Origin of the sequence: Streptococcus suis (assembly GCF_046032115.1) — a bacterium.
GTDB classification, from domain to species: domain Bacteria; phylum Bacillota; class Bacilli; order Lactobacillales; family Streptococcaceae; genus Streptococcus; species Streptococcus suis_AJ.
The window spans coordinates 47,596-62,924 of record NZ_JARQOZ010000010.1; the positions used below are offsets into that span (position 1 = coordinate 47,596).

A 15,329-nucleotide genomic window follows, 5' to 3' on the forward strand; every position below is an offset into this window, starting at 1 on the left:
CCGCTGAAAAAGTGCTTCTTGTTAGAACTTTAACAAACAACGGTTTTAGTTTCCTATTAATTAACAACTAAAAAACGAATGATTAATAAAAATTTTAAAACGACAAAGAATTATCAATCTTTTTTACTGTAACCATTTTTGCTACTCGGACTTTTTCAGTGACTTCCATTTTATTATATCTTTTTTTTGAGGCAGTTGTTAGTATGTTTCCGCGATTTTAGTTTTGGATGTCGGAATTTTACATATTTGGAACGAACAATGTCGGTATTATTCATGAAAGCGATATCATTTTTTCTATTTAAGTTTAGATGTTTCCTCTATAATAACAATCAAGGAGGAAAGTTAGATGAAAATAAAAGTCAGTAATGCTCACATTCGGAAAAGTAGAAACGATACTCTTTCTCTCTATTTATTACTTTTTCCTGCAATTGTTTTATTAATTATGTTTGCGTATGTTCCAATGGCTGGGTTAGTTATTGCCTTTAAAGATTATTCACCTGCATTAGGTATTCTGAGAAGTCCTTGGGCCGGATTCAAATATTTTAATCAGTTTTTCCAATCATTCCAATTTGGGACAACGATAAAAAATACATTGAAAGTTTCAATTTACAGTATTCTAATTGGCTTTCCGTTGCCAATTGTTTTGGCTATCATCTGTAATCAAATCAGAGTTGAAAAATTTAAAAAATTTTTCCAAGTTACAACCTATCTTCCACATTTTATTTCAACAATGGTCATGTGCGGAATGCTTATTCTGTTCCTATCACCAAGCAGTGGAATGGTTGCAAATTTATTGAAAATAGTTGGTATTAAGTTACCAGCATTGTTATCAATCCCTAAGTACTTTGCGGGAATCTATGTATGGAGTGATGTTTGGCAACATGTCGGTTGGGATAGTATTATCTATCTAGCAGCACTGTCTGCGATTGATCCGACATATTACGAAGCAGCTACTATGGACGGTGCAACCAGACTTCAAAAAATTATTCATATTGATTTACCGATGTTGTTACCGACAACTATGATTCTTTTAATTTTACGATGCGGAAGTCTTCTTAGTGTAGGTTTTGAAAAAGTATTACTTTTACAAAATCCACTAAACTTATCAGGTAGTGAAATTATTTCAACATATGTGTATAAAGTGGGGATGGTAAACTTTCAATACAGTTACTCAACAGCTATAGGTTTATTTAATACTGTGTTCAATATAATAATACTGTTCCTAGTTAACTGGTTATCAAGAAAAACAACCAAAACAGGATTGTTTTAGGAGGAAGTTATGAAAAAGAGAAAATCAACAAGTGAACGAGTTTTTGACATATTCGTCTACGGTATTGCTATTTTGTTGATACTTGTTATTCTATATCCATTATGGTTTGTAATCATAGCTTCATTTAGTAACCCTTCTGATGTAGCCAATGGTAATGTTTGGCTCTTTCCAACTGAATGGAGATTAGATGGTTACAAAAAACTTTTTGAACAACCCTTGTTTTGGAGAGGTTACTTAAACACCGTTTTATATACTTTAGTTGGAACATTTGTGGCGCTATTTGTAAATATTCCTGCAGGTTATGCCTTATCAAGGAAAGATTTATTTGGTAGAAAATGGGTTTCCACATTATTTATTATCCCAATGTTCGTTTCAGGGGGACTGATTCCAACCTATTTAGTTGTTAAGAATGTCGGCCTCTTAGATACATTTTGGGTAATGGTTATTCCATTTGCAGTTTCAAGTTATAATATTATTGTGGCTCGGACGTTTTTTAACAATAGTATTCCGGATGGTCTTTGGGAAGCAGCCCAAATTGATGGTTGTAGTACAATTCGGTACTTCTTTTATATTGTCATTCCCTTATCTAAAGCCATTTTAGCAGTTATCGGTTTGTGGACTGCGGTGGGGATTTGGAATTCTTGGTTCAATTCCCTTATATATATAACAAATGAAAACTTACAACCCTTGCAATTGATTTTGAGACGATTGTTGATTAGTAACCAAATGCTTCAATCGCAAGCAACAGGGGAACTTGCATCTGAGTTGCGAGCAACTGCTGATATGATGAAATATGCAGCAATTGTTGTATCTACAGCACCAATTATGATGTTGTATCCATTTTTACAAAAGTATTTTAATAAAGGTGTCATGATTGGCGCTATTAAGGAATAAAAAAGGAGTTCATTCTTATGAAAAAGAGAATTTTTAAATCAATGTTATTGTCTGGATTGGTCCTCAGTGCTTTAACAGCATGTGGAACAAGTGAAAGTAGTTCTAGCACAACTAGTGATGAATCTACTGATTTCACAATCACTACAGTACGCTGGTCTGATTGGGGAGATGATTTTACAAAAGGATTTCTTGAGGAAGCTGAAAAAAATGCTGGAATTGATGTAGACTGGGATGTGTACGTTGCAGCTGATTGGACCGATAAAAAAGCAGTGCTTCTCGCAGGAGGGGATTTGCCAGATGCTTTCTTAGGATCCAATGTTTTGAATGATTCAGAGATTGCACAAAATCAATCGTTGTTTATCCCACTTGAAGATTTAATTAAGGAGCATATGCCCAATCTTTCTAAGATTTTGGAAAATGATCCAAAATTGAAAGCGATGATTACTTCACCTGACGGTCATATTTATAGCCTTCCGAAAAAAGCCCCAATGCGTCCTATTATCGGCAACCAATTATTTATTAATAAAAAGTGGCTAGATAATTTGAATCTTGAAATGCCTGAAACCTATGATGAATTTGTAAAGGTATTAGAAGCGTTTAAAAACGAGGATGCAAATGGGAATGGCGACAAGAATGATGAAATTCCTTATGGAACAGGTAATGTAAATGCAACATTTGCCTATATTCTACCTTTTGATAACAGATTGGGAGCTGATAATACTTATGAAATGAGTTTGAAAGATGGAAAACCTGTTTACCTTCGCGCAACTGAAAATTATAAAGAAGGTATTAAAGCTATGAGCGAAGCTTATCAAGCTGGCTTAATTGATTCTGAACTATTTACTCAGGATGAGTCGATGGCCTCTGCAAAGCGGATGGATAAAGAAGTTGCGCGTGTAGGAGTTTCTGGTGGATGGACTGCTGATGCTACATTTGGTCTTCACGCAGACGAATATGTTGCCTTAACACCATTAGCAGGACCTGATGGTAATCGATACGTATTTTCAGATCCAGACCATTATAATTATGCTCGCAATGAGTTGCTGATTACAACTAGTGCCAAAAATCCAGAGAAATTGTTAGAATGGGCTGACCAATTCTATACTGATGATGCAAGTATTCAAACATTTTATGGTTCTTTCGGTATTGGTACCGAGAAAACTGAAACTGGTTATGCAGTACTTCCACCACAAGATGGAAAATCTGCAGATGAGTGGGCATGGATCAATTCACTTAGAGACTTTGGTCCTAAGTATGTAGCAGATGGTTTTAATGATAAAGTTGAAATTGATGAAAGTCAGGGAGATGGTCTTAAATTGAAACTTGATTCAGAAATCAATCAGTATGCACTACCAGCATTCCCAAACGTTTCTTATTCACAAGAAGAATTAACAAGACTTTCTGCTATCTATGTTGATATTAATTCTTATGCGACTCAAATGGCCTCTAAGTGGGTTGTCGAAGGCGGAATTGACAAAGAGTGGGATGACTATATTAAACAATTAAAAGCTATGGGACTAGATGAATTTATGCAAATTCAAGAAGTTGCATTTGAACGTTATCAGTCCGTAGCTCAATAAAGAGTAATTACTGTAAATGCCATAAGGGGAGAAATTCTCCCCTTACGTTAAAATAGGACTGTAAAATGAGAAAAATTTTTTCAATTGAATCTAGGTATTTTCGTATTTTTTCAAGAATAACAGATATATTTATGCTGAATTTATTATTTATTTTAACCAGTCTGCCACTCGTAACCATTGGTGCATCGATGGCTGCATTGAATGGCAGTTGGCAGCGTATCTTAAGAGGAGAAGAGAATGAAATTATAAAATCCTATTTTCATTATTTTATATCAAATTTTCGTCAGTCTACGATTATTTGGGTTGGTCTACTCTCAACTGCTTGGTTGATAATGGTCGAATTGATTTTTTTTCTCAACCAAATAGGACCAATTAGATGGGTTGGTTTGACTGCTTTGATTGTGATTTCAATCATGTGGTTTGTAATAGTATTAGTGAGTCTAACATATATTTGTCTATATGAGGATAGGATAGTACGAGCAATAAAAAATAGCTTTTTGCTGATAGTAAAAAAACCATTTTATAGTCTCGTACTAATCTGGATAAATATCTTAGTTATATATTTTTCAATTAGTAATATTGTTGGTCTTTTTACAGCTCTATATGTGTTTACATTTGGCGGAATATCTGCTCTTGCAGGATTAAATGCTTGGTTAACGAAACATATTTTGAGTATTACAAAATAGGAGAAGTTATGCAAACAGTTTTTGAAGGAAAAAAATACAGAATTTCAGTATTAACTAATCAGTTAATTCGATTGGAGTATTCAGAGAATGGTTATTTTGAAGATAGGTTGACCAGAGTCGTACAAAATAGAGAATTTACGTCAGAGTTATCTCTTAATATAATAGAAGATGAAAATCGATTGGAAATTATTACGGATTCTTTACACCTACACTATGATAAAAGTCTTTTTAGTAATAGTGGATTATTCATTGATGTAAAAAACAATCTGTCCGCATATGGGAATCGTTGGTATTTTGGGAACCAATATTCAAACTTGGGCGGGACTACTCGAACGTTGGATTTCGTTGATGGCTCAATAGAACTCGAAGATGGAATAATGAGCAAAAATGGTTTTGCAATTTTAGATGACTCAGATAGCTTTGTTTTTGATAATAAGTACAATCCTGTAGAAAGACCAGAAAAGGTCATTGATATATATTTTTTTGGTTATGGACGAGATTACTTTACGGCCTTAAAAGATTTTTATCACTTAACAGGTTCGACACCTTTGCTACCTCGTTTTGCACTTGGAAATTGGTGGAGTAGATATTGGGCTTATTCAGAAGAAGGATACCTTGGTCTTATGGATAAGTTTGAAGCTGAGAATGTGCCTCTTTCGGTAAGTGTCATTGATATGGATTGGCATTTAACAAATGATGTACCAAAAAGATTTGGTAGCGGATGGACAGGTTATTCATGGAATAAAAAATTATTCCCTGATCCAGAGAGATTTTTGAATGAGTTGCATAAACGTGGTTTGAAGACAACATTGAATGTACATCCAGCTGATGGAATACGTGCCTTTGAGGATGCATATCCGGCGGTAGCGAAACGACTTTCTCTCAATACTACAATTGAAGAACCTGCGCTATTTGACATGTCGAATGAGGATTTTAGAAAGGCTTATTTTGAAGATGTTCATCATCCATTAGAAAAACAAGGTGTTGATTTTTGGTGGATTGACTGGCAACAAGGGACTGAGGGACAGATAGATCCCCTTTGGTTATTGAATTATTATCATTTTAAAGATATTACGCAAGAGGGAAATAACAGTGTCATTTTATCTCGGTATGCAGGTCCTGGAAGCCATAGATTTCCCATTGGTTTTTCAGGAGATACAGTGACAACATGGGCTTCTTTAGCTTTTCAACCTTACTTTACTAGTACAGCTTCAAATATTGGCTATTCTTGGTGGAGTCATGATATTGGAGGCCATATGCTCGGTTATCATGATGAAGAACTTGCCTTGCGCTGGTTACAATTTGGGGTCTTTAGTCCGATAAATCGCCTCCATAGTTCAAATAGTCCGTTTCAGAGTAAGGAGCCTTGGGGCTACAGCTTAGAAATTGCTGAGAGTATGAAAGAATATCTTCGACTTCGACATAAATTTATTCCATACCTTTATACAATGAATGTGCGGACCCATGAAAATGGTATGCCACTAATTACCCCAATGTACTATAATTATCCTTATAGCGATGAAAGTTATTCAGTTCCGAATCAGTATTTTTTTGGTTCAGAATTAATGGTGGCTCCAATCACTGAAAAATCAAACCCTTCAGATAAAAAAGGACGTGTTGAAGTCTGGTTTCCTGAAGGTAAATGGTATAATTTTTTCATGGATGACGAATATGCTGGACCAATCAAACTTCCTATTTATAGAAAAAAAGAAGAGATTCCTGTATTCGCCAAAGAAGGTGCAATTATTCCCTTGGATGCAAAACCAGCTAAGACAGGTGTGGAATTGCCGGAATTAATTGAATGGCATATTTTCCCAGGAGCCTCGAATTCATTTGACTTAGTTGAAGACCTCAATGGGAAGCGGTTCATTACTAAATGTGAATTACGATGGGACGAAAGTGAGGTTCAATTTTCTTATTCAGGTGATGCTACTATCATTCCAGCCAACCGGAGACATCGTCTCATTTTCCATGCAATAAGACAGGAAGATGTGATAGTGGAGAATGTGGATTTTAGGGTATCATTTGATGCTGTTCCACTTGAAAAAAATAGTACATTTATTGATAGAGTTTACGCTTGTTTACAAGGGTTGGAAATTGATTATGATACAAAGCACCAGGTCGTTCGAGAATTAGAAAGTAGTCAACAGTTACTACAGAAAATAACTTCATTAAATCGTTTAGAACCTAGACTTCGTGAACAACTGACCGAATTATTATTTATTAGTTGATTTTTCTCCTCCAAGAATAAAAAAATTAAATGTAAAAATAATTCACGGATTGATGAATTTCAATAAGTTTTGTTTATAGAAATCTCGGTTTTCCGATAAGGATAAACATAGTGAAGATTATTTAAAGGTCAAGATTTTTCTTGGCTTTTTTTCTGAAAATCCTTGATTTACCAATATCAGTCCTCGGGCTGATTTTTTTGGTGGGGATTGTGATATACTAGAATAGAATCGAGGTGAGTCTATGACGCAAAAGAGAGAAGAACGCTTAATTGAGTTATATGAAAAAGGTGTCTTGACCAAGGAAGAGGCGCGTGCCTGTTTTAAGGAAATGAACCAAGAACCTGACTTTCTTTTTGTGGAAGAAAAAGAAAAATTGAATTTTTCCTTGCCAATTTTTAAAGTATTTGCCTCTTCTAAGTTGAAGCAAGCCTATACATTTGAAGGGATTGAGTCGCTATTTTTAAAACTTTCTGAAGGGCGGCTGACCTTTACAAAATCCAAGAACAATCAGCTTAGTGTGGAAATTTGTTACAATCAGGATGCACCTGAAGATAGACTTCCTCATCTTTATGTAGAAAAAAAATGCCTCTATTTTAGCAGTGGCTTGGCTTGTCGTTTGACGATCAGCTTGCCACAGGAGTGGATGTCCGTATTGGACTTGGAATTGGGGCAGGCCGATGCTCGCTTGGATTATTTACCGTTTGAAGATATTTCCATCCGCAGTTCAAGGGATAAAAAACAACAGGATATCCGCTTGACGACCTGTGGTGGTTACCCCCAACATTTGAATGTAGAGTTGGCCCAGGCGCCATTGACCTTACAAACGAGTAAGGGACAAGGGATTCGTGGGCAGATAGAGTCTCAATCTGGTCAGGTTTTGGTCAACCGAAAAAAGAAAGCCAGTCCCTACCAATTTGAAAAATCGGGCAATGATGTACTCTTTATCAAGGCACAGACTGGACAAGGTGCCTTCTATGTGAAAGGAATAAAAGATGTCGATTGATTTGTATAAAGTTAGACAGGGCAAGATTTTGTCGGGTGTCCTTGCTGGTCTAGCCCATAAACTGGGCTGGGAAGCCTGGGTGACACGCGCAATATTTATTGCAGGTCTTCTTTTAGGAAAATCTTTTCTCTTGTTGGTTGCTCTTTACGTAGCAGCAGCCTACTTTTTACCCTATAAAGAAGATCAGGACGCGGAACGCTATGGAACAGGCCCTCGTAAGATAAAAGATGCGGAGAAAATAAATAAGTCTTGGTTTGGATAGAATGGAAAAAAACTTGAGTTTAAAGGCTCAAGTTTTTTATGCTTAGTTAGTATGGCTTGCGATGATGTCCATTTGGCCTGTAAAGGTCCAGTCTGTCACATCGGCTGGTAAGATAAAGTGGCTTCCTTTTTGAAGTGGGTAGCTGGTTTCACCGACTTGGATGGCACCTTGACCTTCAATGACACTGACAAGTAGGTATGGAACGGTCTGTTCCATTTTGATTTCTTGCTGGATATTCCATTTATATACGGTAAAGAAGGGATTGGCAACCAGAACTGTTGAGTCAAGATTGCCTGCTTTGAGGTGGGCAGGTGTTGAGTTAGCAACAGGTCCGATGGTCAGGACATCGATTGATTTCTCAATGTGTAGTTCACGGAGGTTGCCTGCATCGTCACGGCGGTCAAAGTCATAGACACGGTAGGTTGTATCGCTAGATTGTTGGGTTTCTAGTATCATGATACCCTTACCGATGGCGTGCATGGTACCGCTTGGTACGAAGAAGAAATCACCCTTTTTGACGGGTACATGGGTCAACAGTTTGTCCCAATCTCCAGCTTTGATTTGCTGACGGAGTTCTTCTTTGGATTGGGCATTGTGACCATAAATAATCTCAGCTCCGTCTTCGGCTTCCAAAATGTACCAACATTCTGTCTTGCCCAGTTCCCCTTCGTGAGCCAAGCCATAGCTATCATCGGGATGAACTTGGACGCTAAGCCAATCGTCTGCATCAAGGATTTTTGTTAATAATGGAAAGACATCATCTGTGGGATTGCCAAATAAATGTTTTTCATTCTTATAGAGGTCATCCAGTCCTCTTCCTTTATATTGACCGTTTGAGACAGTAGTTACGCCGTTTGGGTGGGCAGAAATAGCCCAGCATTCACCAGTCTTATCACTAGGAATGTCGTAGTGGTAGTTGGTTCTTAGGCGATTGCCCCCCCAAATTTTTTCCTGCATGACAGGTGTGAGAAACAATGGTTCCATGCTTTTCTCCTTAATAGTAAGATTTCTTCTATATGAATTATAACAGAATTATTGGAAATAGTTAGTAAAGCGAGGGTTGATATTTAATCTATTGAAATAAAACTATATTCCTGAGAAAACTTTGAAATGAGCCCATTTTTTTTACTAAAACGAGTCATTTCTATTCTCCCCCAACCCCTTGCTTATGGTATAATATAATAAAACTGAAAGTGAGGGAACAAATGACCGTTTATGTAAAAGATCTGGTCGATAATCTGCGGATTGAATGTGCTTACAGTACGGAAGAGCTCCTGAAAAAGCCCATTACAACGGCAGACATTACCCGTCCAGGATTGGAAATGACTGGCTACTTTGATTACTATGCTCCAGAACGGATTCAGCTGATAGGGATGAAGGAGTGGTCTTACCTGATGGCCATGACTGCACATAACCGCTATCAGGTGCTCTCCCAAATGTTCCAGCCTGAAACACCAGTTATTATTGTGGCGCGTGGTTTGGAAATTCCAGAGGAGATGTATAAGGCTGCAAAAGAAAAACAAATTGCTATCTGTCGAAGCAAGACAGCAACCAGTCGTCTATCGGGAGAATTGTCTTCTTACTTGGATAGTCGCCTGGCTCAGCGGACGAGTGTACACGGTGTCTTGATGGACATTTACGGTATGGGGGTCCTTATTCAGGGCGATTCTGGTATCGGTAAGAGTGAGACTGGTCTTGAGTTGGTTAAACGAGGACACCGATTGGTGGCTGATGACCGTGTTGATGTCTATGCAAAAGACGATGTCACTCTCTGGGGTGAGCCTGCGGAAATTCTGCGCCACTTATTAGAGATTCGAGGAGTCGGCATTATCGACATCATGAGTTTATACGGTGCTAGTGCCGTGAAAGATTCATCAGAAGTGCAGTTGGCTGTTTATCTTGAAAATTATGAAACGGGTAAGGTCTTTGACCGTCTAGGGAATTCTGGTGATACCATTGAAATTGCAGGTATTTCAATACCTCAAATCCGTATTCCAGTTAAGACTGGTCGTAACATCTCTGTGGTTATTGAAGCAGCAGCTATGAACTACCGTGCCAAGCAAATGGGCTATGATGCAACGAAAATCTTTGAAGAGCGTCTAGGTAATCTCATCGAGCAGAATAGAGAAGAGGCCTAATATGAATCCAATTGCGATTAGATTAGGTCCTTTAGAAATCCGCTGGTATGCCATCTGTATCTTGATTGGCTTGGTCTTGGGAGTCTATTTGGCGACTAAGGAAGCACCGCGCAAGAAGATTCTGCAGGATGATATTTTGGATTTTATCTTGTTGGCCTTTCCACTTTCCATTATTGGAGCCAGAATCTACTATGTCGCTTTTTCATGGAGCGAGTACAAGGATAATCTCTTATCTGTCTTTGCTATCTGGAATGGTGGTATTGCTATCTATGGTGGTCTGATAACAGGGGCAATCGTACTCTATTTCTTCACCCGACACCGCTTTATCAATACGCTGGACTTTCTGGATGTGGTGGCTCCCTCCGTCATGATTGCGCAAGCTATTGGGCGTTGGGGAAATTTCTTTAACCAGGAGGCCTATGGTAAGGCTGTGGAAAGTTTGAGCTACCTACCATCCTTTATCCGAGACCAGATGTATATTGATGGCGCCTACCGTCAACCAACCTTCTTGTTTGAAAGCCTGTGGAATCTGCTTGGTTTTGGCTTGATTTGTGTCCTACGCAGACGGTCAAAATTCCTCAAACAGGGTGAAATCACAGCTTTTTACCTGATTTGGTATGGTTGTGGTCGTCTCTTGATAGAAGGCCTGCGGACAGATAGCCTCATGTTCTTGGGTATCCGTGTTTCTCAGTGGCTGTCTGGTATTCTTATCTTTGTTGGAATCAGCATGGTTGTGGTGCGGAGAAGAAAATCCTCTATTCCATTTTATCAATCATAAAGGAGAATATATGATTATTGAAATTTCAGTCTTGATTATTGCCTTGTCCATCGCGGCTGTGGCAGTTTACATTGTTTTGCTCTTGAAAAAATTAGGAACGGTGACGGATGAGGCTCAACAAACCCTTAAGGTCTTGACCAGTGACATCAATGTGACCCTCTATCAGACCAACGAACTCTTGGCCAAAACCAATGTTTTGGTGGAAGATGTCAATGGTAAGGTTTCGACCTTGGATCCCCTTTTCGTTGCAGTTGCGGACTTGTCCACTTCTGTGTCTGACTTGAACGCTTCGGCGCGTGATTTGACGGTCAAAGCCAAGTCGGCAGGTGCCAATACGGTTAAAGCTGGCGGAGCCCTCTCTGCCTTGTCAACAATTTCATCTCTCTTAGGTAAGAAAGGAGAAAAAAATGGTAAAAAAATCTAGTGTCTTAACCAGCCTCTTATTAGGTGTGGCAGGAGGTGCAGCCGCAGCCGCATTTCTAGCAAGTAAAACTGGTAAATCGGTGAAAGAAAAAGTCGTTAACTTTGCTAATGACTACAAACAAAACCATGAAGAAATCAATGCTGATTTGGTCAGCAAGGCTCAGAACTTGGGCAAGCAAGCCTCAGAGCGCTTCACAGAAGTCAAAACTCAGTTGGAAACTGGGGAATTGACAGTGGAAGATTTGGTCAAGTCAGGTAAGGAAAAATCTGTCGAAACCTTCGAGCAAATCAAGGAAAAAATCGCAGAGCAAAACCTGTCAACGGCTGATATCTTGGAAGCTATCAAGGCTAAAACGGCTAAAGCTCCAACAGTGGATTTGATGGAAGAAGATGTTGAGGATGCTGTGGTGGTGTCTGAGGATATTGAAATTGATATAGAAGATGTTCAAACTGAAGTGGTATCAGAAACTGTTTCAGATGTAGCAAGCGAAACCGCCTCTGAAACAGTTGAAGGATAAAAAATGGCTCGTTATCAACTGTAATGGGTTGATGTTGACTACACTGAGAGAGGATTTATCTTTGATTACTTAGACGTAAGAGGAAACCCTGTTTCCTTATTTCCAACCTTGTACAGTCATTAGACTGTACAAGCAGCCTGCAGCTGTTGATGCGAACAGAGTTCGCTCTATTTCCAGCCTCTTTTTCCTCGCTTTTTTGTATCTAGTCTCGGGCTGAAACAGTTCCCCGAACTGTTTCACTCTCCCAGATAGTTGGAGCTAGTACTAAAAGTAAACTAAACGGCTATAAAAATCAGAACTTGTAGACTTGATTTTCATTGACTATCTTTCTAGTGTTTTTATTAAAATGCGCAAAAAGACACTTCCTGTGCTATACTGTAATTGAAAAATTTTTAAGTTTAGGTGTTAGAACTGTTACCTCAGTCCTAGCGCCTTTTCTTTTTGATAAGATTGATGGGTTGTGAGGAGTTTATAAATAATTCTAAGAATTTTATGGGCACAGGCAATAACAGCTTTCATCTTGCTTCCTCTTTGGGAAATTCGGTTGTAAAGAGATGAAAAAGCAGAATCCTTAGAGTGTGCAGCAATCAATCCAGACATGGTCAAAGCCTGTTTGATGTAGCGATTTCCTTGCGTGATATGTGAGGATTTTTTAATGCCTGTACTTTCGTAAGAACCTGGACAGAGTCCAGCCCAAGATGTCAGATGTCCATCTGTTTCAAAACTATCTACAGTTGGTCCAATTTCAGCTAAAATAGTGGCAGCGCAGTTTTCGCTCACCCCAGGAATGGTTTGAAGTAACCTGTTTTCTTCAGGGAAACTCCTTTTCGATGTAAGCCTGAATCTCATGAGTCAATTTCCTAATGAGTTCCTGATACATCCGATATTCTTCTAAGCTTTGATCTATTAGAAATCGGTCTTCAAATGACAACTTCCCGTTCATAGCTTCAACCAGCTGGTCGGGACTTGCTTTAACTTTCCTGTTAATGCAAGAGCTAACCGTGTTTACATCAATTCTTTCTCCATTGATAAAGAGAGTTAGAAGTGCTTGACCTGTCTTTGAGAAGATATCAGACAAGTAGCTGGTCAGTTTAATATTGGCCCGTTGTAAGAGATTATGGATTTCATTCTTAACTTGAGTTTGACGTTGTTTATAAGCCCGTAGACGTCGAGTAAGCAAACGTAACTGGACAACTTCAGTACTTGGGATATAAGAAGAAGCAATCAGACCACAACGACCCAGTTGGGCAATCCACTCGGCATCTCTCATATCTGATTTTCGACCAGGAACATTCTTGATGTGTTGCGGATTAGCTAAAACCAAGGTTAAATCAGAGTCAGAAAAGATATTGAAGAGTGGCATCAGTATTGACCAGTGGATTCAAAAAAAACGTGGGAAACATGATTTTCTTCTAACCAAGCGAGGGCGTTTTGAAGGGCTATGGTCCTTGTTCCGAATATCTTCTGGATTTTCTTTGGTTTGTTGGTATCCAGTGGACCATCTAGAATACAACAAATAATGGATTTCTGGTGGACATCAATGCCACAACAGGTTTCAATCATGACTTCCATATGAAAAGCCTCCTATTCTAATTTTGAACAATCGAATAAGAGGCTACTTGTAATTTTATTTTCACGCTTCTAAGCGTATTCGAGTTTTCTCATGACTCTTATTCATCCAGTTTTTTATACAGACTAGGTAAAGTCCTATTAAACACCACGGATTAGTATTGTTCAATTTTATTATAAGCTGTTCTTCTTTTTCTGTCATGAGTTAGCGGGTGAAACCTGCTTGGAGTTTTTTTATCTTCTGCTCAATGAAGCTAAAACTAAGCGGTGCAGATGTCGATAGAATAAATATCAACTACATTGAGTCAATCCAACTGTTTTTGCTTTTCGAGAAGTATCAATTAAAACACTTGTAGGAAGTAATAAGTAACGGTATAATTGAAGTATGTCCATCGTAGGAGGATGAAAAGGAAATGAAAACAAATCAATTTGAGAAGCAACAACGTTTTGCTTTTCGTAAGTTATCAGTTGGACTTGTTTCTGCTATGGTAGCAAGTCTTATTTTTGCGTCTGCAGTTATAAATGCTCCAGCAGTTAGTGCACAGTCAATTCACTATTCATATGTAACTGAGCAAGAGTTGACCGATGCTGAGAAAGAACTAATTATTCGAGAACTACCTAGATTGGCACAAGCTACGGATGCGAATTATTATCTTGTTTATAGACCAGTAGGTTCAAAGCTTTCGTCAACAACAATGAATATTGGTTCAAGTTCAAAAGTTTTACCTAAGACAGGTGCCTTAGAAACAAGTATAACGGCGATTGCAGGTCTTTCACTTCTAGTTATTGCCTTCAAATTGGGCAGAAAAGGCAAAAAGGAAGTGGCAGGTGTTGTTCTTTTAATAGCTACTGGAACAAGTTTCTTAGTTCCAACTGCTTCGGCCTTGACCAATCATATTTTGTCCCAATTTAATCAAACGATAGAGATAACCTCAGATCAAGCCTTACCAGCACCAGCAGATATTGAAGGTTATGTCTATGTGGGTTACATTAAAGGGAGCAGTGTGTCTGAACAACCTCCTTCAGTTTCTATCACCCCTCCAACCCCCGAGGAACCTACAGACTCAGTAGTTCCCCCAACCCCCGAGGAACCTACAGCCCCAGTAGTTCCCCCAACTATCGAGGACCCTACAGCCCCAGTAGTTCTCCCAACTATCGAGGAACCTACAGCCCCAGTAGTTCCCCCAACCCCCGAGGAACCTATAGCCCCAGTAGTTCCCCCAACCACTGAAGACCCTACAGATCCAGTAGTTCCCCCAACCCCCGAGGAGCCTACAGCCCCAGTAGTTCCCCCAACCACTGAAGACCCTACAGATCCAGTAGTTCCCCCAACCCCCGAGGAGCCTACAGAGCCCGTTACTCCCCCAACCCTCGAGGAGCCTACAGAGCCCATTACTCCCCCAACCCCCGAGGAGCCTACAGATCCAGTAGTTCCCCCAACCCCCGAGGAGCCTACAGAACCCGTTACTCCCCCAACCCTCGAGGACCCTACAGCCCCAGTAGTTCCCCCAACCCTCGAGGAGCCTACAGATCCAGTAGCTCCCCCAACCCCCGAGGAGCCTACAGATTCAGTTGCTCCCCCAACCACTGAAGACTCTACAGAACCCATTACTCCTCCAACTACCGAGGAACCTACAGACTCAGTAGTTCCCCCAACCCCCGAGGAGCCTACAGCCCCAGTAGTTCCCCCAACCACTGAAGACCCTACAGATCCAGTAGTTCCCCCAACCCCCGAGGAGCCTACAGAGCCCGTTACTCCCCCAACCCTCGAGGAGCCTACAGAGCCCATTACTCCCCCAACCCCCGAGGAGCCTACAGATCCAGTAGTTCCCCCAACCCCCGAGGAGCCTACAGAACCCGTTACTCCCCCAACCCTCGAGGACCCTACAGCCCCAGTAGTTCCCCCAACCACTGAGGAGCCTACAGATCCAGTAGCTCCCCCAACCCCCGAAGACCCTACAGAGCCCGTTACTCCCC

At 39.7% G+C, this 15,329-nt stretch carries 16 protein-coding genes; 12 read left to right on the forward strand and 4 right to left on the reverse strand.

From position 1 onward, the window contains the following. The first annotated feature begins 346 nt into the window (after window positions 1-346). The 7 genes from P7J36_RS04855 (at window position 347) to P7J36_RS04885 (ending at window position 7,926) form a co-directional block, all read left to right on the forward strand. Window positions 347-1,270 carry an ABC transporter permease gene (locus P7J36_RS04855; protein ID WP_408551414.1) on the forward strand — a complete coding sequence of 308 codons (924 nt, stop codon included), beginning with the start codon at window positions 347-349 and terminating at the stop codon, window positions 1,268-1,270. Between the two features lie 9 nt (window positions 1,271-1,279). Continuing rightward, window positions 1,280-2,164 carry a carbohydrate ABC transporter permease gene (locus P7J36_RS04860; protein ID WP_172017734.1) on the forward strand — a complete coding sequence of 295 codons (885 nt, stop codon included), beginning with the start codon at window positions 1,280-1,282 and terminating at the stop codon, window positions 2,162-2,164. 17 nt (window positions 2,165-2,181) lie between these two features. After that, complete coding sequence (locus P7J36_RS04865) at window positions 2,182-3,744, forward strand: type 2 periplasmic-binding domain-containing protein (RefSeq protein WP_408551415.1); 1,563 nt, start codon at window positions 2,182-2,184, stop codon at window positions 3,742-3,744. A 65-nt stretch (window positions 3,745-3,809) separates the two neighbouring features. Next, window positions 3,810-4,430, forward strand: coding sequence for a DUF624 domain-containing protein (locus P7J36_RS04870; RefSeq protein WP_408551416.1), 621 nt, complete (start codon window positions 3,810-3,812; stop codon window positions 4,428-4,430). An 8-nt stretch (window positions 4,431-4,438) separates the two neighbouring features. Then, window positions 4,439-6,661 carry a TIM-barrel domain-containing protein gene (locus P7J36_RS04875; protein ID WP_408551417.1) on the forward strand — a complete coding sequence of 741 codons (2,223 nt, stop codon included), beginning with the start codon at window positions 4,439-4,441 and terminating at the stop codon, window positions 6,659-6,661. A 241-nt stretch (window positions 6,662-6,902) separates the two neighbouring features. Next, a complete protein-coding gene (locus P7J36_RS04880) occupies window positions 6,903-7,664 on the forward strand; it encodes a hypothetical protein (RefSeq protein ID WP_408551418.1) in 762 nt (253 codons plus the stop codon). Continuing rightward, window positions 7,654-7,926 (forward strand): PspC domain-containing protein, encoded by a 273-nt coding sequence (locus tag P7J36_RS04885; protein WP_029185971.1) that lies wholly within the window; start codon window positions 7,654-7,656, stop codon window positions 7,924-7,926. Before P7J36_RS04880 ends, P7J36_RS04885 begins: the two co-directional genes overlap by 11 nt. Before the next feature lie 42 nt (window positions 7,927-7,968). On the opposite strand, the gene manA is transcribed toward P7J36_RS04885, so the two are convergent. Beyond that, the gene (gene manA / locus P7J36_RS04890) at window positions 7,969-8,910 is read right to left on the reverse strand and encodes a mannose-6-phosphate isomerase, class I (protein WP_408551419.1); all 942 of its coding nucleotides are present in this window, start codon (window positions 8,908-8,910) and stop codon (window positions 7,969-7,971) included. 221 nt (window positions 8,911-9,131) lie between these two features. Here manA and hprK point away from each other — a divergent pair, with 221 nt between their 5' ends. Genes hprK through P7J36_RS04910 form a run of 4 tightly spaced genes read left to right on the forward strand, consistent with a single transcriptional unit; the run spans window position 9,132 to window position 11,783 of the window. Then, entirely contained in the window at window positions 9,132-10,064 is a 933-nt protein-coding gene (hprK, locus tag P7J36_RS04895) for an HPr(Ser) kinase/phosphatase (RefSeq protein ID WP_408551420.1), read from the forward strand. Between the two features lies 1 nt (window position 10,065). After that, on the forward strand, window positions 10,066-10,842 hold the full coding sequence (gene lgt / locus P7J36_RS04900) for a prolipoprotein diacylglyceryl transferase (protein WP_408551421.1): 777 nt from the start codon (window positions 10,066-10,068) through the stop codon (window positions 10,840-10,842). Between the two features lie 13 nt (window positions 10,843-10,855). Further along, window positions 10,856-11,266: a DUF948 domain-containing protein gene (locus P7J36_RS04905; protein WP_172029289.1), complete on the forward strand. Its 411-nt coding sequence runs from the start codon at window positions 10,856-10,858 to the stop codon at window positions 11,264-11,266. After that, complete coding sequence (locus P7J36_RS04910) at window positions 11,250-11,783, forward strand: YtxH domain-containing protein (RefSeq protein WP_408551422.1); 534 nt, start codon at window positions 11,250-11,252, stop codon at window positions 11,781-11,783. Before P7J36_RS04905 ends, P7J36_RS04910 begins: the two co-directional genes overlap by 17 nt. 414 nt (window positions 11,784-12,197) lie before the next feature. On the opposite strand, the gene P7J36_RS04915 is transcribed toward P7J36_RS04910, so the two are convergent. The 3 genes from P7J36_RS04915 to P7J36_RS04925 are packed head-to-tail and all read right to left on the reverse strand — an operon-like array spanning window position 12,198 to window position 13,355. After that, on the reverse strand, window positions 12,198-12,632 hold the full coding sequence (locus tag P7J36_RS04915; RefSeq protein WP_408551423.1) for a transposase: 435 nt from the start codon (window positions 12,630-12,632) through the stop codon (window positions 12,198-12,200). Continuing rightward, window positions 12,595-13,146: an IS110 family transposase gene (locus P7J36_RS04920; RefSeq protein WP_408551424.1), complete on the reverse strand. Its 552-nt coding sequence runs from the start codon at window positions 13,144-13,146 to the stop codon at window positions 12,595-12,597. The genes P7J36_RS04915 and P7J36_RS04920 overlap by 38 nt, the downstream gene beginning before the upstream one ends. After that, window positions 13,146-13,355, reverse strand: coding sequence for a hypothetical protein (locus P7J36_RS04925; protein ID WP_029185977.1), 210 nt, complete (start codon window positions 13,353-13,355; stop codon window positions 13,146-13,148). The genes P7J36_RS04920 and P7J36_RS04925 overlap by 1 nt, the downstream gene beginning before the upstream one ends. Window positions 13,356-13,765: 410 nt before the next feature. Between P7J36_RS04925 and P7J36_RS04930 the strand changes: the two genes are divergently transcribed. Beyond that, the coding region (locus P7J36_RS04930; protein WP_408562433.1) for a YSIRK-type signal peptide-containing protein at window positions 13,766-15,329 on the forward strand (1,564 nt) is incomplete at its 3' end.